At 48.0% G+C, this 25,749-nt stretch carries 30 protein-coding genes and 1 pseudogene; 18 read left to right on the top strand and 13 right to left on the bottom strand.

Going from position 1 to position 25,749, the window contains the following annotated elements:
- Positions 1–359: 359 nt before the first annotated feature.
- Positions 360–866 carry a bifunctional nuclease family protein gene (locus NC981_RS03820; RefSeq protein WP_190378667.1) on the top strand — a complete coding sequence of 169 codons (507 nt, stop codon included), beginning with the start codon at positions 360–362 and terminating at the stop codon, positions 864–866.
- Between the two features lie 11 nt (positions 867–877).
- Entirely contained in the window at positions 878–1,978 is a 1,101-nt protein-coding gene (locus NC981_RS03815; RefSeq protein WP_348241587.1) for an aldo/keto reductase, read from the top strand.
- 127 nt (positions 1,979–2,105) lie between these two features.
- Here the strand turns inward: NC981_RS03815 and apcB are convergent, their stop codons facing one another.
- Positions 2,106–2,615, bottom strand: coding sequence for an allophycocyanin subunit beta (gene apcB, locus NC981_RS03810; protein WP_190378669.1), 510 nt, complete (start codon positions 2,613–2,615; stop codon positions 2,106–2,108).
- Between the two features lie 419 nt (positions 2,616–3,034).
- Here apcB and glnA point away from each other — a divergent pair, with 419 nt between their 5' ends.
- From glnA to NC981_RS03790, 4 genes are all read left to right on the top strand, one after another.
- On the top strand, positions 3,035–4,453 hold the full coding sequence (gene glnA, locus NC981_RS03805) for a type I glutamate--ammonia ligase (protein ID WP_190378670.1): 1,419 nt from the start codon (positions 3,035–3,037) through the stop codon (positions 4,451–4,453).
- Positions 4,454–4,598: 145 nt separating this feature from the next.
- Positions 4,599–5,714, top strand: coding sequence for a class I SAM-dependent methyltransferase (locus NC981_RS03800; protein ID WP_348241586.1), 1,116 nt, complete (start codon positions 4,599–4,601; stop codon positions 5,712–5,714).
- Between the two features lie 719 nt (positions 5,715–6,433).
- On the top strand, positions 6,434–6,592 hold the full coding sequence (locus NC981_RS03795) for a hypothetical protein (protein ID WP_348241585.1): 159 nt from the start codon (positions 6,434–6,436) through the stop codon (positions 6,590–6,592).
- Positions 6,593–6,724: 132 nt separating this feature from the next.
- Positions 6,725–8,713, top strand: a complete 1,989-nt coding sequence (locus NC981_RS03790; RefSeq protein ID WP_348241584.1) for a CHASE2 domain-containing protein — start codon at positions 6,725–6,727, stop codon at positions 8,711–8,713.
- Here the strand turns inward: NC981_RS03790 and NC981_RS03785 are convergent.
- The 6 genes from NC981_RS03785 to NC981_RS03760 all read right to left on the bottom strand — a co-directional run bounded on the left by NC981_RS03785 (position 8,710) and on the right by NC981_RS03760 (position 13,451).
- A complete protein-coding gene (locus NC981_RS03785; protein ID WP_348241583.1) occupies positions 8,710–9,261 on the bottom strand; it encodes an NUDIX hydrolase in 552 nt (183 codons plus the stop codon). The two genes, NC981_RS03790 and NC981_RS03785, sit on opposite strands and share 4 nt — an antisense overlap.
- Before the next feature lie 15 nt (positions 9,262–9,276).
- Positions 9,277–10,794: a pseudouridine synthase gene (locus NC981_RS03780; protein WP_348241582.1), complete on the bottom strand. Its 1,518-nt coding sequence runs from the start codon at positions 10,792–10,794 to the stop codon at positions 9,277–9,279.
- Between the two features lie 115 nt (positions 10,795–10,909).
- On the bottom strand, positions 10,910–11,374 hold the full coding sequence (locus NC981_RS03775; RefSeq protein WP_348241581.1) for a hypothetical protein: 465 nt from the start codon (positions 11,372–11,374) through the stop codon (positions 10,910–10,912).
- A gap of 177 nt (positions 11,375–11,551) precedes the next feature.
- Complete coding sequence (locus NC981_RS03770) at positions 11,552–11,854, bottom strand: hypothetical protein (protein WP_190378676.1); 303 nt, start codon at positions 11,852–11,854, stop codon at positions 11,552–11,554.
- Entirely contained in the window at positions 11,854–12,903 is a 1,050-nt protein-coding gene (locus tag NC981_RS03765; RefSeq protein WP_348241580.1) for an ABC transporter permease, read from the bottom strand. The genes NC981_RS03770 and NC981_RS03765 overlap by 1 nt, the downstream gene beginning before the upstream one ends.
- 35 nt (positions 12,904–12,938) lie before the next feature.
- Positions 12,939–13,451 carry an adenine phosphoribosyltransferase gene (locus NC981_RS03760; protein ID WP_190378678.1) on the bottom strand — a complete coding sequence of 171 codons (513 nt, stop codon included), beginning with the start codon at positions 13,449–13,451 and terminating at the stop codon, positions 12,939–12,941.
- A 114-nt stretch (positions 13,452–13,565) separates the two neighbouring features.
- Between NC981_RS03760 and NC981_RS03755 the strand changes: the two genes are divergently transcribed.
- Positions 13,566–13,919 (top strand): hypothetical protein, encoded by a 354-nt coding sequence (locus NC981_RS03755; RefSeq protein ID WP_348241579.1) that lies wholly within the window; start codon positions 13,566–13,568, stop codon positions 13,917–13,919.
- Complete coding sequence (locus tag NC981_RS03750) at positions 13,864–14,604, top strand: HAD-IA family hydrolase (RefSeq protein ID WP_348241578.1); 741 nt, start codon at positions 13,864–13,866, stop codon at positions 14,602–14,604. Before NC981_RS03755 ends, NC981_RS03750 begins: the two co-directional genes overlap by 56 nt.
- Here the strand turns inward: NC981_RS03750 and NC981_RS03745 are convergent.
- The 3 genes from NC981_RS03745 to NC981_RS03735 form a co-directional block, all read right to left on the bottom strand.
- On the bottom strand, positions 14,570–14,764 hold the full coding sequence (locus NC981_RS03745; RefSeq protein WP_348241577.1) for a hypothetical protein: 195 nt from the start codon (positions 14,762–14,764) through the stop codon (positions 14,570–14,572). The genes NC981_RS03750 and NC981_RS03745 overlap by 35 nt on opposite strands.
- Before the next feature lie 135 nt (positions 14,765–14,899).
- Positions 14,900–15,670: an ABC transporter ATP-binding protein gene (locus tag NC981_RS03740; RefSeq protein ID WP_190378681.1), complete on the bottom strand. Its 771-nt coding sequence runs from the start codon at positions 15,668–15,670 to the stop codon at positions 14,900–14,902.
- A 2-nt stretch (positions 15,671–15,672) separates the two neighbouring features.
- Complete coding sequence (locus tag NC981_RS03735; protein ID WP_348242038.1) at positions 15,673–16,761, bottom strand: branched-chain amino acid ABC transporter permease; 1,089 nt, start codon at positions 16,759–16,761, stop codon at positions 15,673–15,675.
- An 89-nt stretch (positions 16,762–16,850) separates the two neighbouring features.
- Between NC981_RS03735 and NC981_RS03730 the strand changes: the two genes are divergently transcribed.
- From NC981_RS03730 to NC981_RS03720, 3 genes are all read left to right on the top strand, one after another.
- Positions 16,851–17,147: a hypothetical protein gene (locus tag NC981_RS03730; protein WP_348241576.1), complete on the top strand. Its 297-nt coding sequence runs from the start codon at positions 16,851–16,853 to the stop codon at positions 17,145–17,147.
- The gene (locus NC981_RS03725; RefSeq protein ID WP_348241575.1) at positions 17,144–17,446 is read left to right on the top strand and encodes a cytotoxic translational repressor of toxin-antitoxin stability system; all 303 of its coding nucleotides are present in this window, start codon (positions 17,144–17,146) and stop codon (positions 17,444–17,446) included. The genes NC981_RS03730 and NC981_RS03725 overlap by 4 nt, the downstream gene beginning before the upstream one ends.
- Before the next feature lie 115 nt (positions 17,447–17,561).
- Positions 17,562–19,145: a glucose-6-phosphate isomerase gene (locus NC981_RS03720; RefSeq protein ID WP_348241574.1), complete on the top strand. Its 1,584-nt coding sequence runs from the start codon at positions 17,562–17,564 to the stop codon at positions 19,143–19,145.
- Here NC981_RS03720 and csaB read toward each other — a convergent pair.
- Positions 19,125–20,174: a polysaccharide pyruvyl transferase CsaB gene (gene csaB / locus NC981_RS03715; protein WP_348241573.1), complete on the bottom strand. Its 1,050-nt coding sequence runs from the start codon at positions 20,172–20,174 to the stop codon at positions 19,125–19,127. The genes NC981_RS03720 and csaB overlap by 21 nt on opposite strands.
- Before the next feature lie 323 nt (positions 20,175–20,497).
- Between csaB and NC981_RS03710 the strand changes: the two are divergent.
- The 6 genes and pseudogenes from NC981_RS03710 to NC981_RS03685 form a co-directional block, all read left to right on the top strand.
- Positions 20,498–20,854 (top strand): annotated as a pseudogene (locus tag NC981_RS03710) (type ISP restriction/modification enzyme); the annotation flags it as partial.
- 65 nt (positions 20,855–20,919) lie between these two features.
- Complete coding sequence (locus NC981_RS03705; protein WP_348241572.1) at positions 20,920–21,123, top strand: hypothetical protein; 204 nt, start codon at positions 20,920–20,922, stop codon at positions 21,121–21,123.
- Positions 21,120–21,323, top strand: a complete 204-nt coding sequence (locus NC981_RS03700) for a type II toxin-antitoxin system VapC family toxin (RefSeq protein WP_348241571.1) — start codon at positions 21,120–21,122, stop codon at positions 21,321–21,323. Before NC981_RS03705 ends, NC981_RS03700 begins: the two co-directional genes overlap by 4 nt.
- A gap of 57 nt (positions 21,324–21,380) precedes the next feature.
- Entirely contained in the window at positions 21,381–21,953 is a 573-nt protein-coding gene (locus NC981_RS03695) for a Uma2 family endonuclease (RefSeq protein ID WP_348241570.1), read from the top strand.
- Between the two features lie 53 nt (positions 21,954–22,006).
- A complete protein-coding gene (locus NC981_RS03690; RefSeq protein WP_190378687.1) occupies positions 22,007–22,312 on the top strand; it encodes a DUF2499 domain-containing protein in 306 nt (101 codons plus the stop codon).
- Positions 22,309–22,602 carry a DUF3593 domain-containing protein gene (locus NC981_RS03685; protein WP_348241569.1) on the top strand — a complete coding sequence of 98 codons (294 nt, stop codon included), beginning with the start codon at positions 22,309–22,311 and terminating at the stop codon, positions 22,600–22,602. Before NC981_RS03690 ends, NC981_RS03685 begins: the two co-directional genes overlap by 4 nt.
- Here the strand turns inward: NC981_RS03685 and NC981_RS03680 are convergent.
- Positions 22,599–23,687, bottom strand: coding sequence for a phosphotransacetylase family protein (locus tag NC981_RS03680; protein ID WP_348241568.1), 1,089 nt, complete (start codon positions 23,685–23,687; stop codon positions 22,599–22,601). The two genes, NC981_RS03685 and NC981_RS03680, sit on opposite strands and share 4 nt — an antisense overlap.
- A 186-nt stretch (positions 23,688–23,873) precedes the next feature.
- Complete coding sequence (gene ebsA, locus NC981_RS03675) at positions 23,874–24,251, bottom strand: type IV pilus biogenesis protein EbsA (protein ID WP_348241567.1); 378 nt, start codon at positions 24,249–24,251, stop codon at positions 23,874–23,876.
- Positions 24,252–24,513: 262 nt separating this feature from the next.
- On the opposite strand from ebsA, the gene NC981_RS03670 reads away from it, so the two are divergent.
- Positions 24,514–25,545, top strand: coding sequence for an aldo/keto reductase (locus NC981_RS03670; protein ID WP_348242037.1), 1,032 nt, complete (start codon positions 24,514–24,516; stop codon positions 25,543–25,545).
- Positions 25,546–25,749: the final 204 nt, after the last annotated feature.

Genomic DNA, 25,749 nt, shown 5'->3' with positions numbered 1-25,749 from the left:
TAATAGTTCGGGAGCGATCGTCCCCGTGTGTGATTTTGCTTCTGTGACTAGGATTGCGGAATTGTTGAAATCTGCTCCTTTAGACAGGTTACAGTCTAAAATCACAATACAGTTTCGTGCTGATTTGATTTCCGCCTCAGAAAAATTGATGAAATTGGGAAGTCTTCTTTATTTTGTCAAATTTTGAAGTGGATGATTTAGGATCAAGTTCAAAGACTAGGGCATTGTAAAACGGCATTGCTCGACCCTTATTCCGCTCCCGGATGCGATCGGGTACGTTTCTTGACCTAATGTTTGTTTATTTTGTCTGTTCACTTCTCCACCCTATACTGTGCTTCCGGAGTTCTAGAGGCTACACCATGATTGAAATGAAGGTTGCGGGCATTGCGTTAGACGCGCAGACTCGAAGCCCGATCGTATTGCTCAAAGACGCAACCGATCGACGAGCGCTTCCAATTTACATCGGTCAAGATCAGGCTAAGGCAATTATTAGCGTTCTCGAAGGTCAAGTCCCGCCGCGACCCCTGACCCACGATCTGATCGTGAACTTCCTGGAAGCGTGGCAAATGACCGTGGAAAAAGTGATTATTCATTCCCTACAGGATAATACCTTTTATGCGGTGCTAATTGTGGCGCAGGGAGAAGCACGGCGCGAGGTTGATTCGCGTCCGAGTGATGCGATCGCAATTGCTCTCCGCACGAATAGCCCCATCTGGGTGATGGAAGAAGTCGTGGCGGATGCGTCGATTCCAGTCGATCGCGATGCAGACGAAGCAGAACGACGCGCCTTCCGGGAGTTTTTGTCAAATCTTAGCCCGGATGAACTGATCCAGCGCGGACGGTTTAGCAGTGGGGAAGCCCAGTAAACATTCCGCTCATGCAGTATCGCCGCTTCGGTCAGACGAATTTGTTTTATTCGATGTTTTCGCTGGGGACGATGCGCTGTTTGTCGTCTCCCCAGGTGATGGAACAAACGGTTCAACGAGCGATCGAGTTTGGGATTAATCACATTGAGACGGCGCGGGGATACGGCAAAAGCGAGGAATTTTTGGGGATGGCGTTGCAGGCTGTCTCGCGTGACTCTCTTTTTCTAACGACAAAGCTTCCACCCAGTTTAGATGCCGCACAAACCGATCGCCTGATCGATGAATCTCTAGATCGGCTTCAGGTCAGTTCGATCGATAGCATTGCGATTCACGGCTTAAATACCTGGGAACATCTCGACTGGGTTAAAGCTGAGGCAGGCTGCATGAAAGCGATTCAAGCGGCGATCGCAGATGGGCGAGTGCGGCATATTGGCTTTTCGACCCATGGCTCGCTCGATTTGATTTTGGCAACGATCGAAACCAGTTTATTTGAGTTCGTCAATTTGCATTATTCGTTTTTCTTTCAGCGAAATGCTCCTGCGATCGAGCTTGCTCATCAGAAAGATATGGGCGTTTTCATTATTTCGCCTGCGGATAAAGCTGGAATGCTACACACGCCGCCACAAACATTAATCGATCTCTGTGCGCCATTCTCACCGCTTGAGTTGAATTATCGATTTTTATTGAGCGATTCTCGAATTACCACTCTGAGTGTAGGAGCCGCGAAGCCTGAAGAATTAGATTTGCCGGACTTAGAGAAAGATTTGAGCATCGAGGAAGCAATCGATCGCCTGCAAGCGAGAACAGCGATCGACCCCAATCAGTGCAACCAGTGTTATCAGTGTTTACCTTGTCCCGAATCGATCCATATTCCTGAAGTGCTGCGCTTGCGAAATCTAGCAACAGCCTACGATATGACCGGTTTTGGTGAGTACCGCTATCGAATGTTTGAGAATGCAGGGCACTGGTTTCCGGGAAACAAAGCAAATCGCTGTACGGATTGCGGCGATTGTTTACCGAGATGTCCGGAAGAGTTAGACATTCCGAAATTATTACGGGAGACGCACGATCGCTTAAATGGCAACCCTGGGCGGCGATTGTGGCAGGATTAGACTGCAGAGAGCGACAAACCGTGACATTGTGTAAGGCTGAGGTTTGTATAGAAGAGCCTGAAGCCTCAATTTGTCCATAAAAAACGGGCAGAGAACAACACCCTGCCCATTGACAAAAATAGAAGTCTTACAGATCCTTTTCGCCCAATTCCCGCGCCATATAGTCAAAGGGTTGATCCAGGAAGCGAGTATCTGCAATACCGGCTGCGGCAGCTTTCGATTTCACAATGTCCTTCATGATTTGAATACCGCGCACGGTCGGGCCACAAGGAACGCCTAACGAGTTGTAGGTCTCGCGCAATCCTTCTAAAACCCGCTCATCTAAAACATCCGTGTCGCCTGCAACCAGCGCATAAGTGGCATAGCGCAAGTAGTAGTCCATATCGCGCAGGCAAGCGGCATAGCGACGAGTCGTGTAAGCGTTTCCGCCCGGACGAATCAGTTCTGGATTTTCTTCAAACAACTGCGATCCAGCTTGGCGCACAATTTCTGCGGCATCTGCATTAATCGTCGCAGCCGCTTGAACGCGAGCCATTCCGGTATCAAAATAAGTTTTCAGGCTGTCGATCGCATTGCGATCCAAATAACGCCCTGTAATGTCGTAGTTTCTAATCAGGCTTGTCACTGCGTCCCGCATGAAAGTCTTCTCCCAAAAATTGGCTCAATTTGAGTTTTGCCGAATTTCCCCGCTTTACAGCAAGCTTCGGGGATTCGTAAAAGATGTAAGCTCAGTTTACCACGCAGGCTTGAGCCTCCATGTTGAACCGTACCTTGGAGCTTGTCGCCAGATGAGATGATTGTTACAATTTTTAATTCTTGTAGAAGCGATCGCCAAGCCAGAATTCCTACTAGCCGTGCGCTTTGAGCCTTAATCAATACTTAATTCTGTAGAACGTAAATGATTTTGTATCATAAGATACAAAACTGCGTTAAACCTGTTCCTACCATAATTCAGGACAGATTGCGGTGAGCGGACGGCATCCCTCTAAATGTCGATTCCTGATCCGATTCAATGCTCAGCGTAGAGCAAGTTACGCGATTTACTAGGAGTATTTCATGGCAACCCCACAAGAGATCTTGGCGAAGATCAATGACGAGAACATTGAGTTGATTGATCTCAAATTCATCGATACGCCAGGGATTTGGCAACACCTCACCCTGCACAGAAGCCAAATTGACGAAAGCAGCTTCACCGACGGCGTTCCGTTTGATGGATCGAGTATTCGGGGTTGGAAATCGATCAACGAGTCAGATATGTCGATGGTTCCTGATCCGGATACGGCATGGATCGATCCGTTTATGGAACACAAAACGCTGAGCATGATTTGCTCGATTCAAGAGCCGCGTACCGGACAGCCCTACAGCCGCGACCCGCGATCGATTGCCCAAAAAGCGATCGATTATCTGCAATCGACCGGACTGGGTGACACCGCTTTCTTTGGTCCTGAAGCAGAATTCTTCATTTTCGACGATGTTCGCTACGACCAAAACCAGCACGAAGGCTACTATCACGTCGATAGCGCTGAAGGGATTTGGAACTCTGGTCGCCAAGAACCCGGCGGAAACTTAGGATATAAGCCCCGCAACAAAGAAGGCTACTTCCCCGTGGCTCCGACCGATACTTCGCAAGATATGCGATCGGAAATGCTGTTGACGATGGCGAAGTGCGGCGTGCCGATCGAAAAGCATCACCATGAAGTGGCAACGGGCGGACAGTGCGAACTCGGCTTCCGTTTCGGAACACTGATTCAAGCCGCAGACTGGCTGATGACCTACAAGTATGTGATCAAGAATGTCGCTCGCAAATACGGCAAGTCTGTCACCTTCATGCCGAAGCCTGTATTTGGCGATAACGGTTCGGGAATGCACTGTCACCAGTCGATCTGGAACAACGGTCAACCGACTTTTGCAGGCGATGGCTACGCAGGGTTGAGCCAAACTGCACTGTGGTACATCGGGGGTATCCTCAAGCACGCGCCGTCGCTGTTGGCATTCACCAACCCGACCACGAACTCCTACAAGCGCTTGGTTCCTGGCTTTGAAGCTCCGGTGAACTTGGCATACTCGCAAGGCAACCGCTCCGCATCGGTACGGATTCCGCTCTCTGGCACCAACCCGAAAGCAAAACGCCTAGAGTTCCGCTGCCCGGATGCGACCTCGAATCCCTACCTAGCATTTGCGGCAATGCTCTGTGCGGGTATCGACGGCATCAAGAACCAAATCGATCCGGGTTCACCGCTGGATGTAGATATCTACGAACTCAGCCCCGAAGAATTGGCAAAAGTGCCCTCAACTCCAGGATCGCTTGCTGAAGCGCTGAAGAGTTTGGAGACCGATCACGAGTATTTGACCACAAGTGGAGTCTTTACCGAAGACTTCATCGAAAGCTGGATCAGCTACAAGCTCGATCGCGAAGTGATTCCGATGAGCATTCGTCCGCATCCGTATGAGTTCATGCTCTACTACGACTGCTAAAGCGTTCTGATTTTGCATGAAAAAAGCGATCGAGCTAAGTGGCTCGATCGCTTTTTTCATGCAAAATCGTTCGCTCAAAGACGATTCTCACCGATTAGAATTCGTTACACTTATTCATAGTCGTAGATTGCTGCTTAATATCACCATGCCCGATACACTCACCAAGCTGGCATATCAAACTTTTCAGCAAGGCAAAAGCTACTTTGGTTTAGCGCATAAAGCTCTTAGCACTCAATTGCTTAACATCGTTGCGCCTGCTCCAGCCGAAACCAAGCCGAATCCAAAACCGCTCTCGTTTGAACTGATTCACACCATCCAAAAGCGCATGGATGCCATTCTTGAAACCGACTGGCAAGATGCCGAAAAAGGAGTTTATCCTGCAAGTCTCTTGTTCGATAATCCCTGGGACGATTTCTTCCGCTACTATCCTGCCGTTTGGCTGGATCTACCGGAAATGTGGCAGCGCGTGAATCAAAAGCGCCACCAAGACTTTGATCCTGGAGTCGAGACTCAAGGATTACCCAGCTACTATGTGCAAAATTTTCATCATCAAACCAATGGTTATCTGAGTGACGAGTCGGCGAACCTGTATGATTTGCAGGTTGAACTTTTGTTCAACGGAACTGCTGATCCAATGCGCCGTCGAATCCTCGCGCCCCTTAAAGACGGCTTGAGCGCATTTAGCGATGTGCTACCACATCAAATCAAAATTCTAGATGTCGCCTGCGGGACTGGACGCACTCTGAGAAACATTCGAGGAATGTTGCCGAAAGCTTCGCTGTATGGCGTGGATCTATCCGCTGCCTATTTGAGAAAAGCAAATCAATTACTGTCTCAAGTGCCCGGAACGCTGCCGCAATTAGTGCAAGGCAATGCAGAAGAGCTGCCTTACCTGGATAACTACTTCCACGCGGTGACGAGCGTATTTCTATTCCACGAACTGCCTCCCGCAGCTCGTCAAAATGTGATCAACGAAGCCTTTCGCGTGGTGAAACCGGGTGGAACTTTTATCATCTGTGACTCAATTCAGATGGCTGACTCACCGGACTTGTCGATCGCAATGGAAAACTTCCCGGAAATCTTTCATGAACCGTATTACCGCCATTACACGACTGATGATCTGACCAAGCGGTTGACTGATGCTGGCTTTACAGGAGTGTCTGAGCAGGTTCACTTTATGAGTAAGTATCTGATTGCAAAAAAGCCGAGCGCAGTTCGTCCAGAACCTGAAAGCGCTGCGGTTGGTATTGCGATCGGTTAGGTATCAAATAGTCATTTGAGTTTTGCCCTTCTTTCGGATTGAAAGAAGGGCTTTTTGTGATTCATCGGTTGGTAAATCTATGCGAGCTGGAGAAAAAAGTAGATTAACTCATCTCTTGAGTTTACAGATTTTGAAACCACTTGTTGAATGCTCAGAGTTCAAAAACCTTCAGATTAGTTTGTAAATCTTATTAAGTAAGTCAAATTTTAAACAGCAGGAAGGCAGTTTGACAAAGCTGCCTTCGACTGTGATCCATAATTAAAATGGCAAAGCGTTTCCTAAAAAATACGCAGATCGTTCTTGAGACTGAAGCCTTTGCAATCTAAGTAAGGCTTGCCTTCCAATCCTAATGTTTACAACGGCAAACGCACTTCATCTAATCTGCACAATTGAGCGAAGCAGCCTTGTCAAATCTTGCTTAAATTATGCGTAAGTTTGCTGAGAGTCAGAGCGAGATGAATGTAGTATTTTAATTGCGACGGTCAACTTCAGCAAATTGGCGGGTTGACAAACTGGCTAATTTTGACAGGTCAAGTTGAGCAATTCTACTTAAGCAAAATTCTTGTCAACGTGCTTAAAAATTGACTCCCCAAGCCCGCTCTACTGAAGTCCTGTTATGCAGTGTTCATGGTCTTTCCCTGTAATTCGTTGCTGTTCAATCAGCGATCGAGTGCGTGGAAGATCTCCGATTCATCAGCGTCCATCTACTAATCACAACCATGTCTCTCAATCAAATCTCTCGTAACTTCTGTAGTCTCAGTATAGTGATGGGGTTGTTCCTCAGCCTGGTATTCATCTCACCCGTTTGCGCTCAGATTGAGCCACCCCCCGGCTCAGGAACGCCGAGCGGGACAGCCGGGGGTGGTTCACGATCGTAGCCAGTTCAACTTTGTAATGGACAACTTTATCAACCCTGCCCTACAGTCGTTACAGGATTGTAATCACCACACCTCAAGGTTAAGAAGCAGTTGAAACGAGTGCGGCAATGGGTAGGGGTTGGGCTGAGCGCAATGACTGTCGTAACAGCAGTGGTTGCGCTCCAGCTCGCAGGCGGATTTCAGCCACTCGAACTCATGACGCTGGACTATTGGTTTCGCCTCCGTCCTCCTGAAGCCGCCGATTCACGCATTGTGGTGGTGACGATCGACGAATCTGACTTTAATGAGATCGGGCGATATCCGATTCCAGACCAGCAGCTTGCGGATGTATTAAGCAAAATTAAGCAGCAAAAGCCGCGTGTGATTGGGATAGATATCTATCGCAATCTGCCGATCGAGCCAGGACATAAGGCTCTGCGGCAAGTCTACGCAACGACTCCCAATCTCATCGGCGTAGAGAAAACTTTGAGCGGCGCAAATCTGCCCTCGGTTGATCCGCCTCCAATTCTGAGAGATCGGGGGCAGATTGCCGCAAGCGATTTGGTGATTGATTTCGATGGGAAAGTCCGCCGGAACTTATTATCTCTACGGGTTAATCCGATTTGGGGTAAGCAGGAGCGAACGATCGAAACGTTGGGGACGCGGCTGGGTTTAGAGTATCTCAAACGGGAAGGGGTTAAGCCAGTTCAGCGAGGGAACGGGTTTGAATTGGGTAAAACTCGTTTGGAGCCGCTACAGCCAAATTCAGGCGGCTATGTTCGCGGAGATACGGGTGGCTTTCAAGTTTTATCGAATTTTCGTAATTTGCAGGGGCAGTTCACATCTGTCAGTTTTACCGATGTGTTAAACGATCGAGTGCCTGCACAGTTAATGCGCGACCGAATTGTTCTATTGGGTTCGATTGCAGAAAGCCTGAACGATCGCTTTTTCACGCCTTATTCTAGCGCCGCAAAGCTGACTGCGGCAGGCGTTGAAATCCATGCGGACTTTGCCAGCCAATTGATCAGTGCAGCTTTGGACAACAGACCGATTTTGCGGAGTGTATCAGACTGGGTTGAGGCAATCTGGCTGCTGCTGTGGTTGGGTGTAGGGACGGTGTTGGGGGCACAACTGCGATCGGTGCGGCGAATGATCACCTACATGATCGGCATTGTTCTGGCGGGAGTGCTTTCGGTGTATGGGCTATTTTTGGGAGGATGGTGGATTCCGATCGTCACCCCGCTTGTAGGATTCGGCGCTATTGTGGTGGCAACGCGGGGGTATCTCATGTGGGAGTCACTGGCGCGATCGCACGATACTTTACAGGATTATGCACGCACACTTGAGCAGAAAGTGCAAGAGCGTACCCAAGCATTAACAGAGCAAAATGTTGAATTGATGCGGGCAAAACAGGAGGCGGAAGCTGCCGATCGTGCAAAAACCGCGTTTCTAGCGAATGTGAATCATGAATTAAGGACTCCTTTGTCGATTATTTTGAGCAGTAGTGAGTTGATGAGTTACGACAAGGCACTGACTCCAAAACAGAAAGAGCGCTTAGGTTTAATTAATCAGAGTGTGGAACATTTGCTGGATCTAATTAATGGAGTGTTGGAGTTAGCCAAACTTGAAGCAAAAGCCGAAACGGTTGAGATTGAGGAGATAGCACTAAAACCATTGCTGTACAGCTTAATAGAAATGTTTGAGTCGCAAGCGATCGAGAAGTGTTTAAGTTTATCAATCTCCTGTACGAATGATGTTCCAGATTGGATTGAAACAGATGAGCGAAAAATACGACAAGTGCTGATTAATTTGCTGACGAACGCACTGAAGTTTACTAATGAAGGAAGCATTGCTTTGCGAGTATTTCCTGTGAAATCTTCCCTACTGCGGTTTGAGGTAGAAGACACCGGAATTGGCATTGCAGATTATGAGATTCAAACCTTGTTTAAACCGTTTACGCAAACAGAGTCAGGGCGTAAATCCGGTAAGGGAACAGGATTAGGCCTGTCGATCAGTCAGCAGTTGCTGCAACTTCTTGGTACAAGGCTTCAGGTTCGGAGTATGCCGAATGTTGGGACGCTGTTTTGGTTTGAGTTACCGATCGCGCCGACGATCGCTTCTGAAGCCGATTTGATTTATTAAATCTGAATCATCGACTTGCGGATCATGCGCTCAATACCTGGATCAAGTTGGAGCGCGTTGAGTTGATCGAGTGAAAACCATTCTGCTCGAACTGCATCTGTAGCAGGCTGCAAGGGTTGAGAATTGGTGAGGCAAAGATAACGAAAATCAAAGTGTAAATGGCTCGGATATTTTTTGGTGTCTGGAATCCGATGGACATCGAGGTCGAGTAGGCAGGTTTGAGCACGATCGAGCGTAATTCCAAGTTCTTCCTGGGCTTCTCTGAGCGAAACGGTGAGCAGATCGGGTTCTTCGGGTTCTGCGTGTCCGCCAGGTTGTAACCAACGATCGAGGGTTTTGTGATAAATCAGCGCAAATTGCTGCGTGTCTTTTGCAATTACCCAGGCGCTTCCGGTGGCATGTCCGGGTTCAAAGCAGAATGAGTCTGTAGGAGCGCTACTCTGACGGAAATGATCGAGAATTGCAATTTTGTGGGCGGCTTCGGTGGAGTCGATCGGGGTATGGGCTTCGACTGCGGTAAGGATGGCTTGAATTGAGTCGGGTTGCATCGTTAGAAGGGGGTTTTAGAAAGGGGTTTTAGCGTGTAGGGCGATCGTTTTGCCTAAGATCGGGTGTGTAAATTGTAAGTCGCGGGCGTGTAGGTGGAGGCGATCGGATGGAGTTGTGCCGTAAAGGCGATCGCCGACGATCGCGGCTCCTAATCCTTCAGCGGCATGAACTCGTAATTGATGCGTTCTTCCGGTAATGGGGTGAAATTCAAGCCGGGTCGTTTCTTGCACGTCTAATACTTGGAAGTTTGTGGTGCAAGGTTTTCCAAGTTGGTAATCGACTTTTTGCCTGGGTCGATCGTTCGGATCGCTCCAAAGCGGTAAATCAATTCTGCCTTGGTTTTGTATTACCTGTCCCAATAAAACTGCTTCGTAAACTTTGTGTATTTTGCGTTGCTGAAACTGTTGACTCAGCAGTTTATAAGCTTGTGCATCACGAGCAAGAATGATTAAACCAGATGTGTCTTGATCTAATCGATGCACTGGGATTAACGGCTCAGAGAAGCGATCGAGCAAACAATCCTGTCCATATCGTCCGCGCACTGAAAGCAATCCAGCAGGTTTATTCACCACCATGAGCCAGTCGTCTTGGTACACAATGTCGATCGATTGGTCGATCGACTCTAATCCTGAGAGTAAAAATCCCATCATAGGTTGGCATCGCTCCGCACACGCACCGTAAAACTCGCCCTGAACTTTATCTCCAACAGATTCACCCCACCAAAACTCTGCCATTGCTAGCGGCTTGAGCTGATGGGTTGCGGCATAGTGGAGTAGTTTTGGAGCGCAGCATTCTCCGGTTCCAGTCGGCATTGAGGTAAGGAGACTAGAGAGCGATCGTGTTTCTCCAGCAAAATTTGTGACGCGGTAGCTCTCATACATTTGAGACTGAAGCTGTTGTGATAGCTGCTTGCGTTGCTGTTTCAGTTGTCGAATTTGCTCATCGGCTTGATCAATGATTTGCTTTAGGGGATTTAAGATTGCGGTACGATCGCGTTTCAGATTACGTCGCTCAATTCCATCCCGCTTACTTTGCTCATCTAGGTCAGAATTATGCTCAGCATTTTGTCGCTTATCTTGCCGCTCTAGTTTTCGCTGACGGTGTTGTTCAGATAAGTCCTTAAGTTTTCGATCGTATTCTTCAATTAATTGCTGATATTGCTGACGTTCAGGAATCTCGTATTGTTGAATAATTTGTTTCTTCAGCGATTCCAATAGTGTTAATGTAATTGATTCTTGATGCAGAATACGACCGCGCCCCGAAATCGGTGGAACCCAGCTATCGACAACACTTTGTCCATTCAACAACCCCGAAAATGCCTTTAAAGTCTGCTGTTCTCCTTCAGCAGTTTCGGTGAGCAAAACACCATACATCTTACCCTCTTGTGAATACTGCCCGTCAGCGGCAAGTTCTTGCATTAATTGATGCGCGATCGCTTCAATAAATTTCGTGCGCGGTAAGCGGAGAGGCTTGTGCGATCGAGGACAAATTCCCTCATACCAATAAGTTGCCTCAGTGACGTTTCTACCCATTTATCAAACTACGACAAAATATCTATGTCAGGATTGAGGAACGATCAGCTAGGATAAAAACCCATCAAAAAAGGGGCGATCGCCCCCATTTTGCCTTACTGTAGGTTCGACTAAATTAGTCGTCCATATCCATTGCCTTTGCTGCCTTTTTCGCTTGCTTTTCAGCTTGCTTTTGCGCTTTCTTAGCTTCTTTCGTCAGCTTTTCTGAACCTTCGCTTGCCTTGCCAGTTGCCTTCTCTAAGCCTTGCTCGATTTTCTCCTCGATCGAGTCTGCACTGGTGTTTGAGGGGCGCTTCATGTTGTAGAAGCCAGCCGTTCCTTGCACTTCATTCAGTCCGCCACCCTTTGTACGATCGCGCACTTCTTCTAAAGATTGCAACCCACCTTTGTCGATCGTTTCTCTTGCAGCACCCTCATATTCTTTTGCCGCTTTGGTCGTCGATGCACTGGGTTCATTCGCCATCGGTTTGTCTTTTACAACCGCTTGAGCAGACGCGCTCGGCACAAACGACGCGAACAATAACACCGCACATAAGCAGATGGTTAACACATAACGGAGTCCAGATAACAGAGATTTCATACAAATACCCTCCAAAGGTACAGCAATTTTTCTTAGGATTCTGCAAAAGTGAAATTCAGCAGCATCGCATTAATCTGCCCTTATCTACTCAAAATTCTGCCTTCACGAACATCTGTAACCAGGGAGAGTTTCATTAAACACCAACCCTGCCGAAAGGCGGATGAGCCTACTTGTCTATTATCCCTTTGAGAGAAATTCAATCGTCGGAATCAAAGGATCTTTCACCATGCCAAATCCCTTGTAGCCCCAGCGATCGAGCAAGGGTCTCAGTTGTGACCCGGAGATCAGTTCCGTGACAAAACGATCGCTCATCTCGCCTGCAAATTTATTCAGGTATCCGAGTGCATCATATTGCTCCTGAAATAAAAGAACATATCCATGTTCAGGCGATCGCACCTGGTCATCACTCAGCTTGGGGTAAGCCGCGAGATAACTGCCGTCGGTTCTCGATCGAATTAAATAATAGGATTGCGAAAACATTAATTCAGGTCTTCCAGACTAATCCGGGGATCAACTGCCTTTAATAGTAGATCAGCCAGCAAGTTTCCCAGAATTAACATCACGGCTCCCATCATTAGGCTCGACATAATTAAATACAAATCTTGTGCTTGTACCGCTTGTAGAATCAGCCTTCCCAGCCCCGGTAAATTGAAAAAGTTCTCTGTAATAAATGCGCCACCCAGCAGGCTGGCAAATTCAAATCCTAGCAAGGTGATCAACGGGTTGATGGCATTTCTCAACGCATGAACATAAATAACGCGATTCTCTGGAAGCCCTTTCGCACGAGCCGTCTGAACATAATCTTGGCGCAACACATCGAGCAGCTGTCCTCGCATAATGCGCTGCAATCCAGCGAAACCCGCGATCGCTAGCGCCAAAGTCGGTAAAACCAGATGCCACGCTACATCAAGAACTTTACCTAACGGAGTTAAGTCGGCAAAATCAATACTGGTTAAGTCTCCCACCGGAAACAGGGGGGAAGTATTCTGCGCGAAAATTAACAGTAACAACGCCGTAATAAAGCTTGGAAATCCCTGTCCGGTGTAGCTCAGAACTTGCAGCACTCGATCGACCCATCTTTGCTGCTTAATCGCCGCCAGCACACCCAGCGGAATCGCCACACCCCAAGTCACAATCAGCGAAGTAATGGCGAGTAACAAGGTCGGCGGCACTCGTTCCCAGAGGAGCGAAACCACCGAGCGATTGTAAACGAAACTCGTGCCAAAATCGCCTTTCGTGATAATGTTCCACACCCATAAGAAAAACTGTTCGAGCCAGGATTTATCTAAGCCATATTGCCGCCGCAGTTGATCAATTCGCTCTGGCGAAATTTTTGGATTTTCGCGCAAGGTATCGAGATAATCTCCGGGGGCAAGCTGAATAATGAAAAAGCTCAACGCTGCGGCAAGAAAAAGCGTAAATAATGCCTGCAACAATCGCTTGAACACATAGATCGAAGTGTCGCTCGTTAAAAGCTCAACAACTCGATCCAATCCAGATCGAAATCTTCTCGGTGTAGAGGTCGTCATAAGGGATTTTTGCGATCGGTTTTGTGATTATAGCGCTAGTATTCGACGAGTGTAATGATGGGAACTTGAGGCAGTCGATCGCGTCCCTTCAGGTCTTTCAGTTCGATCACAAAGGCGCATCCAACCAGTTCGCAGCCAATTTGTTGAATCAATTTTGCGGTCGCGCCTGCGGTGCCACCTGTTGCGATTAAGTCATCGACCATCAGGATTCGGCTTCCAGGGTGTACAGCATCTTGGTGCATTTCCAAGCAATCGGTGCCGTACTCTAAGTCGTATTCGATCGCGTGAACGGCTGCGGGTAGTTTTCCAGGCTTCCGCACCGGAATAAAACCGATATCCATTTTGTAAGCTAATGGCGCACCGAAGATAAATCCTCTTGACTCCATTCCGACAATAAACTCTGGATTGAGATCCGAACATTTCTCGGCAAATAGATCGATCGTGGCTTTGAGTCCGGTGGGATCTTGCAAGAGCGTTGTGATGTCTTTAAACGAAATTCCGGGTTTGGGAAAATCTGGAATTTCGCGAATAAAAGGTTTGAGATCCATAGTGATTTAGGGCAAACGGAACTGAGATATCTCACAAGTTATCATTCAAACTGATCAAGTTGAGATACGCTTGAACATAACGAATCGCGCAGTATCAATGTCTCTCCAGCAACAATGTCTCTTCAGCAACAGATCCAACAACAGCGAATCAAACACATTATTAGTAGCTATCAATTAGATGGCGAAGATCATGAGTTGTGCGATGCTTGCTTGACGGCAATGTTGCAACTGTATCCGGCTGGACTAATTGAGTTGGCATTGGTGGAAACAATTGTGCAAAATTGGGCACGGGTTCCAATGGTGCGCGGGATTGATTTTTTTCGTCAAGTTCAAGAATTGCTAGACCAATGGCAGACCGATTCGATTGCCGTTTCATTTGATGCCGCAGAATTTCAACTGGTGACGGGACTCGATGCCAGCCCGATTTTTGGCTCACCCAGTTCTCCGGCTTCGATCGCGCAGCGCTAATCTACGCTACTCTAAGGTGAAGTTTTATCAAGGTAAGGTTGTGCTGGCTGCCATTCTCTACGACTTAGACGGAACGATCGCGGATACTGATCCGGTTCATTTCATCGCTTGGCAAGACTGCCTCAGTGAATTTGGAATCTCGATTAATGAAACGATTTACAAACAGCGAATGAGCGGTCGAACCAATCCACCGATCATTGCAGAATTTTTACCTCAGTTGACCCCGGCTGAAAGTGAAGCGCTCGCCGATCGCAAAGAAGCCCGATTTCGAGAATTAGCCACTCAACTGCAACCGATGGCAGGCTTACTGGAGCTAATCGATTGGGCAAAGCAGCATTCTCTCAAGCAAGCGGTGGTGACGAATGCGCCTCGCGAAAACGCTCACTTTATGCTGCAAGTGCTGAAGTTGGATCAGGTGTTCGATCGCTTAATTTTGGCGGACGATCTCGGCATTGGTAAACCCGATCCTGCGCCTTACAACTATGCGCTGAAAGAGTTTGGCTTAGAGGCGCATCAGGCACTCGCCTTTGAGGATTCACCATCAGGAGTGCGATCGGCAGTTGCAGCAGGAATTCCAACGATCGGCATTACCTCCACTCAAATGCCGGAAACCTTAAACGGACTAGGCGTGAAATTTGCGATCGCTGATTTTACTGCTCCTGAGCTTTGGGCGCTGCTGAAGTAGCGTTATAGGGAATTCCCCAGCTATCTGCGATCGTTTCCATCCAGTCAAGGTCAGGCGAAATTTCTTCTAGACTGACAAACGCATCCAACATTCCTCCAACTTCGTCGGCTGCTTGCGCTTTCGGAGTCGTTTCTGAATCACGAAAAGATGAAGGCTGCATGATGACTGTCCTCAATGGGGCTTGAATTCTTTACAGAAACTTTTTAAAGATAAAGTCTCCATCGGTAAGGGTACTGAGCAGATCCCGCTTGCGTCAACCTTCTAAACTGTGATTTCACGTGGGTCGATCGCCGCCCTATTGACCTAAATACGCTTCTAACACTTTGGCATTCGATTGAATTTCAGTGGGGCTACCTTCCGCGAGATTGGTTCCTTCTGCTAAAACCCAGACGCGATCGCACAACGACATAATCACGTCCATGTTGTGTTCAATAATCAAAAAAGTGAGTCCTTGGCTGTTCCAATACTGAATGTATTCACAGATTTGATTGATCAACGTAGGATTGACACCGGCTGCGGGTTCATCGAGTAAAACGAGCTTTGGACGAGTCATCAAAGCGCGGGCAATCTCTAACAGTTTGCGCTGACCGCCGGAGAGTGCGCCCGCGTAATCGTTTGCTTTTGCTGCGAGTCCGACCGATTGTAGAATTTCCACTGCTCGATCGCGGTTCTCCCGTTCCTCCTGTCGAATGCGGTTCGAGAACAACCAAGTATTAATAAAATTCTCTCCGGTCTGCTTTTGAGCCGCTAACAGCATATTGTCCATGACCGACAAGCGCGATAGCACTCGTGCGACCTGAAAAGTGCGAATCATGCCGCGTTGAGCGATCTCGTGGGGTTGGAGCGATTCGATCGCTTCTCCATCAAATAACACTTTGCCCTGATCAGGTGGAATAAAGTTTGACAACAGATTGAATAGCGTCGTTTTCCCGGCTCCGTTAGGCCCGATCAATCCCGTAATGCTGCCCGGAAGCACTTCGATCGCAGCATTATTCACGGCTTTGATGCCACCAAAACTCTTCATCAGTCCCGTGGCAGCGAGAACGGCGGTGTTTGAAGTCTGCATCGTTATTTCCCCAGCGTCAGTTCGTCTTTATTGCCTAAAATGCCTTGTGGTCTAAACAGCATTAACACCATCAAAATCAGTCCGATCAACATAATTCGCAGTGCACCGATTTGGTCTGCACCGAGCGGCAGGATGCGCTCTAAGTCGCGGGTAAATGCCGTATAAGCCCAATAGATTCCTGCACCTAAGAGTGTTCCAGCGTTATTACCTGCACCGCCGAGAATCATAATAATCCAGGCTTGGAAGGTAACGATCGGTTCAAAGTTTGTGGGATACACGGTGCTAAGTTGCCATGCGAAGAATGCACCTGCAATTCCGGCAATAAATCCGCCTAGCATCAAGGATTGCAGTTTGTAGAGAAAGACATTCTTACCGAGCGCTTTCGCCACTTGTTCATCTTCTCGAATCGCTTTCAGAACACGCCCCCACGGGGAATGAACTAATCGCTCTAACGCCCAATACACCAGCGCTACGGTAAGCAGAGAGAGAAACAATAAGCCGTTGCGGGCTTGATTGCTCGAATAGTCATAAAGCGCGATCGCGCTGACTAGCGCCAATCGCAGAGTTAGGAAAATCAACACCCCTGAAGCGATCGTCCCCAATGTTCGCCGCTTCTTAACACGCACGATCAACTGCTGCGCTAATTTCCACGCGACAAATCCAAAGATGGGCAGCACGATCGCGATCATGCCAATGCGCGTCCCGATCGTGGGACGAAACTCTCCCAATGGAAGCGGAAAACTCTGAACTCCGAATGCTCCCTTAGTGAGCCAGTCTTCATTGAGCGCCACGAGTCGGACTAATTCGGAAACCCCGATCGTCACGATCGAGAGATAATCCTCGCGCAGTCGCAGCGTCGAAAATCCCATCAGCAACCCCAAAAACGCTGACAAAAATCCTCCAATCAGCACCGCAATTAAAATCGGAGTTCCTGAAAGTGTTAACAGGGACGTTGTATAGGCTCCGATCGTCATAAATGCCACATGACCGAAATTAATCAATCCGGTGTAGCCCCATTGCAGATTTAGCCCCAAGCTAAAGATTCCGTAAATCGCAACAGACACAATCAGAAACACCAAATAACCGATCAAGCCGGGATCGAATGAGAAGAGATAATCCAGCATAGGGATGAGATGTGCGCTTTTGTAATGAAATCGTATCCTAAGCGGGGACACAATCTGTGGCAATTCCTACCGGACGGCGATCTGACTCATCGGCATGGGCACCCTCAACAGAGATAAGCTGTTGCCGCCGGAACATGAATCTCTACCGCAGTCGCGCCCATCATCTCATCGATCGTCTGTCCGACGAGGAGCTAGAACAGCTTTGGGCAGTGCTTGAGACTGCTTATTATGACCTTTATATGCTGAAAGCGATCGAGGAAGCCCAACGCGCTCACAAACCTGGCGATACCCTCACCCGCGAAGAAGCGATGCACCTGTTGCCTATCCTGCAACCCTCGCCCCGCACATTATGAGCAGAATTAGAACAATGCCCGTTGGTGCGATGTTGCTGCCAGCTCGCTTAGAGGTTCAATACGATCGCACTTTTCTCATCGACCTTAAAAGCCTGGAGTCCGCGGCGATGCAACGGATGTATCGGTTTGTGTTTGAAGACTTCTTTCAGATCAACCAACTCAAAGATTTACCCGAATTTCAAGCGTTAGAAGATAGCGAAATTCTATATCGGTTCACGATCGATCATTGTCTGATTAGCATCGAAGTCACTGGACAGATTATTAAATTTCTACGAATATTACCAGAACCGACGATTTAGAAGCGGGTAAAGTTGATTTCGCCAGAACAAATTCCTTAAATCTTCCCTACTCCCTACTCCCCCGCTCCCCCACCGCTTATAAACTAGCATCAGAGCTACACAATAGAGGCGACGTATGACTGCTTCAACACTTTGGCAACGATATCAAGACTGGCTGTATTATCACGACGGACTATCCCTGTATTTGGATGTCAGTCGAATGCGATTTGACGATCGCTTTGTCGAATCGATGCTGCCGAAATTTGAACAAGCGTTTGCCCAGATGAAAGACCTCGAAGCAGGCGCGATCGCAAATCCCGACGAAAACCGCATGGTCGGTCATTACTGGCTGAGAGACCCGAATCTCGCGCCAAACGATGAGCTGAAAGCCGATATTATTGAAACGATCAAGGCGATTGAAAATTTTGCGCGTGATGTGCATTCGGGTGCAATCCATCCACCGAGCGCTGAGAAATTTACGGATGTTTTGTCGATCGGGATTGGCGGTTCTGCATTAGGCCCGCAATTCGTTGCGGAGGCATTGGGTGGGGGGTCTGCTTTAGCGATTCATTTCATCGACAACACTGATCCGGCCGGGATCGATCGCACGTTAGCAAAATTGGGCGATCGCTTAAACACAACGTTAGTGATTGTGATTTCTAAATCGGGCAGTACACCAGAGCCGCGCAATGGAATGCTGGAAGTTCAGAATACTTTCAAGCAGAAAGGATTGGATTTTAGCAAGAACGCGATCGCCATTACAGGTAGAGGCAGTGAACTCGATCGTTTAGCCAAATCACAGGGCTGGTTGACGACTTTCCCAATGCACGATTGGGTGGGCGGTCGGACTTCGGAACTGTCAGCAGTGGGGTTAGTTCCGGCTGCACTGCAAGGAATTCCCATTCAACAAATGCTGGAAGGAGCGCGAGAAATGGACATTGCAACTCGCGTTCCCAACTTGAAAACGAATCCTGCGGCGTTGCTTGCTCTGAGTTGGTACTATTCTGGCAACGGCAAAGGCGAAAAAGATATGGTCGTTCTGCCGTACAAAGATAGCTTGCTGTTGTTTAGCCGGTATCTGCAACAGCTAGTCATGGAATCGCTCGGTAAGGAAAAAGATCTTGATGGAAACACTGTGTATCAAGGGATTGCGGTTTACGGTAACAAAGGCAGTACCGACCAACACGCTTATGTGCAGCAATTACGCGAAGGTGTGCCGAATTTCTTTCTAACGTTCATTGAAGTGTTGCACGATCGCGCTAAATCCTCGATCGAAGTTGAACCGGGTGTGACCTCCGGTGATTATCTCTCTGGTTTGCTTCAAGGTACTCGCAAAGCGTTGTACGAAAACGATCGCGATTCTATTACCGTAACGATTCCCGAAGTGACTCCCCTTCACATTGGTGCTCTGATTGCGTTATACGATCGTGCTGTTGGTTTCTATGGATTTCTAGTCAATGTGAATGCGTATCACCAACCTGGAGTAGAAGCAGGTAAAAAAGCTGCTGCTGCCATTCTCGATCTACAGCGCAAAGTGACCGAAGTCTTGCAGCAAGAAAAAACGCCGATCCCATTACAAACTCTGGCGATTAACGTCGGAAAGCCCGATGAAGTAGAATCGATTTACAAAATTGTGCGGCACTTAGCAGCGAACGATCGCGGCGTGAAGCTCCACGGTGATTTATCCAAACCGGGAAGCTTAACGGTGAGCGCGTTCTAACGCTTGCTCTAGCACCATTTGATGAAACAGAGCGCGATCGACTAATCCATAAATCTGATCGTCTGAGAGCGCGTCTCCGTTCGCATACAACTCGATCCACATCCGACTCAACTCATTCGCATCTGTAGGTAAATCCGCGATCGCGCATCCCGGCATTTCCAGATCGCTCATGAGTTGAGTTACTTTCGGATCGTAGCTCAACCCAAAACAGCGACAGCCTTCCGCCGCCGCCATGATCAATCCGTGAAGCCGCATTGCGATCGTCATTTCCACACCCCGGAACACGCCTTTTAATTCCTGCGGATGCTGAATTTGCAGAATGTGACTGACTTCGGGTAGCTGTTCGTAGAGCGATTGCGCGATCGCAAAATCTTGACTGGCTTGGAATGGCAGTAACAGTAAGCAAGTTTGTGTGGCTTTCTGAAAGTCAATCAATGCACGAGTGAAAACGGCTAAGCGTTCCGGAGTGAGATGCCGATGCGATCGCAAATTCACCGCAACTCTGGGCGCAGGTAGATTCCATAAGCCTGTCACGGGTGTCGATTCCATCGCCCAAACCGGATCAGGTGCCAGCGTAAACGGAATTTGCCATTCGTGTAATAGCGCCGCAGAAGCCCGATCGCGCACACTCACCCCGGTACAGTGCTTAAAGGTCGATCGCGTTAACTGCTTCACCCACGATCGCTTGAGCGGCCCGATTCCTTGTGCCCATGCGATCGTTTTCAATCCCATGATTTGCGCCAACCGCATCAGTCCACCGTAATAAATCGGATTCATTGCACTGGTCGCATCCTGCATCAAACTACCCCCACCCCAGATAAACGCATCGGAGCGGCGTAAGGCACTCAGCACTGCAGGGAAAGATTTACGATCGACCGCCTCCACTCGATAGCGATCGCGAGTTTGGGCAGGATCACCGGACAGCACGATCGGTTCGACATCATCCGGCAACAATTGCAGCAACGAAGCTAATAACGCCTCATCGCCTCCGTTTCCCATGCCATAGTAGCCACACAGAACTGCACGCATAAGCGATGCTCGGAACTTCTAGAATTGAACAGGTGACATTAACTCTACTATGACGGCTCTCTCTAGACTCAAGATTGTGCGCCAAAATTAAAATAAGGTAAGATACTGGGTTTCGATCGCTGCTCAATCTGGATTTCCTCAAAAACGATTGCCTGAGAAAATAGGCGACAGCAGCAGACCAAGCTCAGTAGGGCAATGATTTAATGTCGTCTCTCTTTTGATGCTTGCCTAAAGTCGATTCAGAAAAACTTGCAGAAAGGCAGTGAGCGTAGTCATTATCCAGCGCTGAAAGAATTACTGAATGATTCAGACAAGGCGAAGAATTAGTAGCCCTGCATCTAATGAAATCAAAGAAGCTCAACAAACTCATCGCAAAACTAATCACAAAAATGAGCGGTGATGGAGAGAATACTGTTACCGAAGTGACCTACAAACCTGCAGAACAGCGAGTTTTTATTAACCGCGATCGCTATTTTGAAGGCATCTCATCCCAAATCTGGAAATTCAAAATTGGCGGCTATCAAGTGTTAGATAAATGGCTAAAAGACCGCAAAAAAGCGAAACGAACTTTATCTTTTGATGATGTACTGCACTATCAAAACATTGTCGTTGCCCTCAAAGAAACGATGCAATTGATGGAAGAAATCGATCAACTCATTCCAGGATTTCCGATCGAGTAGACATCGCCGCAGCCTTGCAGCAGTTGGTAAACTAAGGGAATACATTGCTTTTTGGAGTTCTCCTCATGAACACAAAGCGAGTTGCTGACATGACGATCGACGATCTCAAAGCATTTGTAACACAGGTAGTGGAAGAGAAATTGCAGCCAGCACCGAGAGATCCACGATCGCTGCAAGAAATTCTAGAATCGATTGACCGTCATATGCGGACTCCTCCGCCTGGGTCAAAATCTACCCTTGAGCTACTGCGCGAGGATCGCGATCGATGACAACACGCTATGTCGTAGACACCAGTATCGTGGTTCAACGCTTTATTGTCGATCGCTTTACTCCACAAGTCAGAATTCTTTTCTCTCAACTACAAATAGAGGTTGCTCTTGTTATTCCAGAGTTCTGCCTACTTGAATGTACAAATGTATTTTGGAAACAGGTACGGTTCCAAGGAATGCCCCTGTCAGAAATCGAGTAAAAGAGATAATTATCGGAATCAAACATCCCAAATCAGCAGCAAGTTGAGGCATTGACAATGGTGCAGAGTTCTGAAAAAACACTAACGTTAGCAGGGTTTTTGCAACTTCCAGAAACCAAGCCTGCAACCGAATACATTGAAGGTCAACTGGTGCAAAAGCCGATGCCGCAAGGAAAACATAGCAAGCTACAGGGGAAACTCGGCACCGAGATTAACAACATCGCTGAACCCCAACAGATTGCCTTAGCATTTCCAGAATTACGCTGCACCTTTGGCGATCGATCGATCGTGCCTGATATTGCAGTCTTTACTTGGGATCGAATTCCTTTAGATCAAGACGGAGATATTGCAAATGTGTTCAATGCACCACCGGATTGGACGATCGAGATTCTTTCTCCAGATCATAACCAGTCAAAGGTCACAGCCAACATCTTGCACTGTCTCAAGTTTGGCTGTCAAATGGGCTGGCTGATTGATCCCAAAATCAAATCAGTTTTTGCCTATCCATCCGGGCAACAACCTGACTTTATTCAGGAGCCAGAGCAGCTACTTCCGGTTCCTGCTTTTATGTCAACCTTACAGCTAACCGTCGGTGAGTTGTTTGGCTGGCTGAAACTCGCAAATTCTTAAATCAGCAATGCTGAGACCCTTTAGAATTGAACGAGTACCTTTCGCTCTACGGTATGACGGCTCTTTCAATTCCCACTTGGATTATTCACGTTTCCAGCGTAATCGAATGGATTGCGGCAATTTGGTTAATTTGGCGCTATGCCGAAATTAGCGGCGATTTGGTGTGGCGATCTCTCTCGTTCGGAATGCTCCCGGCGCTGGTGAGTGCAATGTGTGCTTGTACCTGGCATTTCTTCGATAATGTGCCTGCCCTCGATTGGTTAGTCACCCTGCAAGCCGCGATGACGGTCGTGGGAAATTGTACCTGCTGTGCCGCAGGCTGGTGGATTTGGCGTTCTACTCAAAAAACAGAATCATGATTTCTAAAGAAACATTATTTGCACTGTCATTGTTTCCCTATTTAGGATTCTTGTGGTTCTTGACGCGATCGCAAAAAACACCTCGTCTTGCATTAATTGGCTTCTACATGACCCTAGTATTTGTTGCAATTACCATTCCTGCGGCAATTTATGCCCAGGTGTATTACGGTAAGCAATTGGCAGATGTCGATTGGCTACATGGCAGCGCGGAATCTTTTCTTACTTTGTCGAATATTCTGATTGTGTTGGGATTTCGGCAAGCCGCGATCGAGAAGCCTTCGCAGAATTAACGCGCTTCAGCAGGCATTAATCCCAAAGTTGAAAGCAGGCGATCGCTATCAAAATAAGTCTCAATCATCTGACAAATACATTGAAATTTGATCGGTTCTTGCAGTCGCACTTCGCCAAAGGCACGTTCGATAATTTCAACCGTTGTCAGCGTATCCAAATCGACTGAGAGAATCGGAATTTCTAGATCTTCTGCGCGTGAAATGATTTCTTTTGTGGGCGGGATATGTCCGGTCAGAATAATACACTGAGTCGAAGTTTCCAGCGCGGCAAGCTGCAAGTCAGTCCGATCGCCCCCTGTCACTACTGCCATATTTTGACGAGCGCGGAAGTATTTCAAAGCAGAGTTCACGTTCATTGCCCCGATCGTCAAACTCTCGACCATGTGATCCAAGCGATCGCCACGACACAAAACCTCAGCCTTGAGTTGATGCACTAATTCCGCAACACTTACGCTTCTCAGCAGCGTATTGCTCGGCAACACACCAAAAACAGCAATTCCCTGCTTTTCTAAATACGGACGGAACGAAGTGTTAATCGAATCAATTTGATCCTTGGGCACATCATTGATCAAAACACCGATTAAACGATCGCCCAACTGTTCTTTAGCAGTCAGAATCGGATCTAACAACAACACCGAATGAAATCGCGCCACCAACATCACGGGCGCTTGGATCGCATCCGCAACTTGCAGCAGCGACAGATTAAATAATTTACCTTCGCTCAGGGTTCCAGGGCCTTCGAGAATGACCAAATCGCCGCCCTGGGTTTGCGATCGCTGAGCCAACCGTTGACCATAATCCTGGGTATCAGAACCGTTGAGACGCTTTTCTACAGTATCGGCATTCAGCACCAGCACCGGAGTTTGGAGCCGATCGTCACTCAGCCCGATCGTTTCCGCAACAAACTGAAGATCGCCATCGTTGTCTGCCATTTGGGTTTGCCCCCATCCCCCCCCTAGCGCCTTACCGTAAGCCAGATCTAGCCCTCGCGCTTTCAGTTGGTGAGCCAGTCCTAGAATCGCAGCAGATTTGCCACTATACGCTTCTAGCGAACCGATTAATAAATACTTAGCGGACTTTGGCACACTCCTACTCCGGTTAATTGATAAATCTAAAGAGCTGTCTCAGACTAAGAATTCTACCTTACTTATGTAGATGGGTTTTAACGCACATTAGCATTACAGAACATTATTATAGGAAACGCAAAATAAAGCGGCAAAGAAATAAGGGGGACGATCGCGTGCGATCGTCCCCCTCAAATCAGATTAATTCTAATCGTCGATGCGGAGTAGCTTGCGATAAAACGCTTGCGAAAAATCAGAAAGGCGGCTGCGCTTAAAGTTAAGAATGACTTCGATGAGGAAATCGACAAACTCAAAGTTTGCCATCATCACTTCATAGCTAAGATCTGCATTCCCCTCAAACTGAATGCGGCAGCGGCACAAATCCGCTGGCAGGGTCGAAACATTCCAAGTCGCAATAAACGGAATACTAGAACCGCCTTCGATTTTGCGCTCTCCTTCTAACGCGCCTCTTTGATAAAGACTGATCGCAAAGGGTAGAAGCTGCTTTTTGTTGACCTGCGGATAGTATGGCGTGTAAACACCGACTTGCTGTGCTGGTGCGGGCTGAAGTTTCTCGATGGACATAATCATCCTGTTTCGTCAATCCAAGTGAGCGGAGTCGCTTGAGTATCTTGCGGGCTTGCCTAGTGTTCCCCGGACTGACAGGAACTCCACAAAGCGCAAAATTTCTTCCATGGTGAAAAGCAACGCACACCGCTTTCGCGGCAGAAAGTTTGGGGAAGACGATCGCCATTCAGTGCGAATGTGTTTGTCGATCGTGCCGGTAATGGTTATAACGGTTGATATTTCCCGACCTCCTATCCTCGATACTAATCAGGAGAATCTCATGCGCTACAAACTTTTAGGACACAGCGGACTGCGGGTTTCTGAACTTTGCTTAGGCACGATGACATTTGGCGATGATTGGGGCTGGGGAGGGGCGTATGAAGAAAGCCGCAAGATGTTCGATACGTTTGCGGCAGCAGGCGGAAATTTTATTGATACCGCGAATCTATATACGAATGGTACCAGCGAGAAGTTTGTTGGAGAGTTTGTCAAGCCCGATCGCGAGAAATGGGTCGTTGCAACAAAATATTCGCTGAATGTGGGAAACGGGGGTGTGAATGCCGTCGGCAATCACCGGAAGAACATGGTGCAAGCTGTTGAAGCAAGCCTAAAGCGATTGAATCTGGAATACATTGATCTGCTTTGGTTACACGCTTGGGATCATACAACTCCGGTCGAAGAAGTGATGCGATCGTTTGATGATTTGGTACGTCAAGGGAAGACTCTTTACATCGGTATTTCTGATACGCCTGCCTGGATTATTTCGCAAGCCAATACGATCGCGCAGTTGCGCGGTTGGACACCGTTTATCGGCTTACAAATCGAATATTCACTGGTTGAACGGACACCGGAACGTGATTTACTGCCAATGGCGCGGGCGTTTGAGATTGGAGTCACTGCCTGGAGTCCCCTTGGTGCGGGAATTTTGACCGGAAAATACAACAAGCCCGACCCCGTGGATGGACGCTTAAGCAATCCGAATAGCTCAAGACCTGTGACCGAGAAACAGCTTGCGCTCGCGCAAACTGTGGTGGATATTGCCAGCGAAATTGATCGACTCCCGGCGCAAGTCGCGCTCAACTGGATACGGCAGCAACCAGGGGGAATCATTCCGATCGTTGGCTCACGTAAACTGGAGCAACTTCAGGAGAATCTCGCTTGTTTGGAATTTGAGCTAACGCCAGAACAGCTTCAGCGACTCAACGAAGCTAGCGCGATCGAGCTGGGATTCCCACATGATTTTCTGCAATCTGAAATGGTACAGAATTCTGCCTTTGGTGGCGTGATTGCTCAACTCGATCGCACTCGTTAATTTTATATAACTTGAGATTGGCACGATCGACACATACATCGATCGTGCAATGTGCTGCAATCGCGTAAAAGTGACACCGAATTAAACATAGAACGCGACAGATCATACTCAAAGTCCCCCGTTCTGGGGGATTTAGGGGGCGAGAATCTGTCGTATCCACAAATCAATTTGGTATGAATTTACGCTCAGGCGAACTGTCACACT

It is taken from the genome of Leptolyngbya sp. DQ-M1, assembly GCF_039962505.1.
Taxonomy (GTDB): domain Bacteria; phylum Cyanobacteriota; class Cyanobacteriia; order Leptolyngbyales; family Leptolyngbyaceae; genus Leptolyngbya.
This window is presented reverse-complemented; position numbering and strand designations above follow the sequence as displayed.

Excerpts from the sequence above, each read along its gene's own strand:
- NC981_RS03820 (WP_190378667.1), top strand. The coding sequence starts at position 360 with ATGATTGAAATGAAGGTTGCGGGCATTGCGTTAGACGCGCAGACTCGA.
- apcB (WP_190378669.1), bottom strand. The coding sequence starts at position 2,615 with ATGCGGGACGCAGTGACAAGCCTGATTAGAAACTACGACATTACAGGG.
- NC981_RS03695 (WP_348241570.1), top strand. The coding sequence starts at position 21,381 with ATGGTGCAGAGTTCTGAAAAAACACTAACGTTAGCAGGGTTTTTGCAA.
- NC981_RS03725 (WP_348241575.1), top strand. The coding sequence starts at position 17,144 with ATGAGCAGAATTAGAACAATGCCCGTTGGTGCGATGTTGCTGCCAGCT.
- csaB (WP_348241573.1), bottom strand. The coding sequence starts at position 20,174 with ATGCGTGCAGTTCTGTGTGGCTACTATGGCATGGGAAACGGAGGCGAT.
- NC981_RS03795 (WP_348241585.1), top strand. The coding sequence starts at position 6,434 with ATGTCTCTCAATCAAATCTCTCGTAACTTCTGTAGTCTCAGTATAGTG.
- NC981_RS03745 (WP_348241577.1), bottom strand. The coding sequence starts at position 14,764 with ATGCAGCCTTCATCTTTTCGTGATTCAGAAACGACTCCGAAAGCGCAA.
- NC981_RS03765 (WP_348241580.1), bottom strand. The coding sequence starts at position 12,903 with ATGACGACCTCTACACCGAGAAGATTTCGATCTGGATTGGATCGAGTT.
- NC981_RS03800 (WP_348241586.1), top strand. The coding sequence starts at position 4,599 with ATGCCCGATACACTCACCAAGCTGGCATATCAAACTTTTCAGCAAGGC.
- NC981_RS03775 (WP_348241581.1), bottom strand. The coding sequence starts at position 11,374 with ATGAAATCTCTGTTATCTGGACTCCGTTATGTGTTAACCATCTGCTTA.
- NC981_RS03755 (WP_348241579.1), top strand. The coding sequence starts at position 13,566 with ATGTCTCTTCAGCAACAGATCCAACAACAGCGAATCAAACACATTATT.
- NC981_RS03690 (WP_190378687.1), top strand. The coding sequence starts at position 22,007 with ATGACGGCTCTTTCAATTCCCACTTGGATTATTCACGTTTCCAGCGTA.
- ebsA (WP_348241567.1), bottom strand. The coding sequence starts at position 24,251 with ATGTCCATCGAGAAACTTCAGCCCGCACCAGCACAGCAAGTCGGTGTT.
- glnA (WP_190378670.1), top strand. The coding sequence starts at position 3,035 with ATGGCAACCCCACAAGAGATCTTGGCGAAGATCAATGACGAGAACATT.
- NC981_RS03720 (WP_348241574.1), top strand. The coding sequence starts at position 17,562 with ATGACTGCTTCAACACTTTGGCAACGATATCAAGACTGGCTGTATTAT.
- NC981_RS03780 (WP_348241582.1), bottom strand. The coding sequence starts at position 10,794 with ATGGGTAGAAACGTCACTGAGGCAACTTATTGGTATGAGGGAATTTGT.
- NC981_RS03700 (WP_348241571.1), top strand. The coding sequence starts at position 21,120 with ATGACAACACGCTATGTCGTAGACACCAGTATCGTGGTTCAACGCTTT.
- NC981_RS03705 (WP_348241572.1), top strand. The coding sequence starts at position 20,920 with ATGAACACAAAGCGAGTTGCTGACATGACGATCGACGATCTCAAAGCA.
- NC981_RS03785 (WP_348241583.1), bottom strand. The coding sequence starts at position 9,261 with ATGCAACCCGACTCAATTCAAGCCATCCTTACCGCAGTCGAAGCCCAT.
- NC981_RS03750 (WP_348241578.1), top strand. The coding sequence starts at position 13,864 with ATGCCAGCCCGATTTTTGGCTCACCCAGTTCTCCGGCTTCGATCGCGC.
- NC981_RS03670 (WP_348242037.1), top strand. The coding sequence starts at position 24,514 with ATGCGCTACAAACTTTTAGGACACAGCGGACTGCGGGTTTCTGAACTT.
- NC981_RS03685 (WP_348241569.1), top strand. The coding sequence starts at position 22,309 with ATGATTTCTAAAGAAACATTATTTGCACTGTCATTGTTTCCCTATTTA.
- NC981_RS03815 (WP_348241587.1), top strand. The coding sequence starts at position 878 with ATGCAGTATCGCCGCTTCGGTCAGACGAATTTGTTTTATTCGATGTTT.
- NC981_RS03790 (WP_348241584.1), top strand. The coding sequence starts at position 6,725 with ATGACTGTCGTAACAGCAGTGGTTGCGCTCCAGCTCGCAGGCGGATTT.
- NC981_RS03770 (WP_190378676.1), bottom strand. The coding sequence starts at position 11,854 with ATGTTTTCGCAATCCTATTATTTAATTCGATCGAGAACCGACGGCAGT.
- NC981_RS03740 (WP_190378681.1), bottom strand. The coding sequence starts at position 15,670 with ATGCAGACTTCAAACACCGCCGTTCTCGCTGCCACGGGACTGATGAAG.
- NC981_RS03760 (WP_190378678.1), bottom strand. The coding sequence starts at position 13,451 with ATGGATCTCAAACCTTTTATTCGCGAAATTCCAGATTTTCCCAAACCC.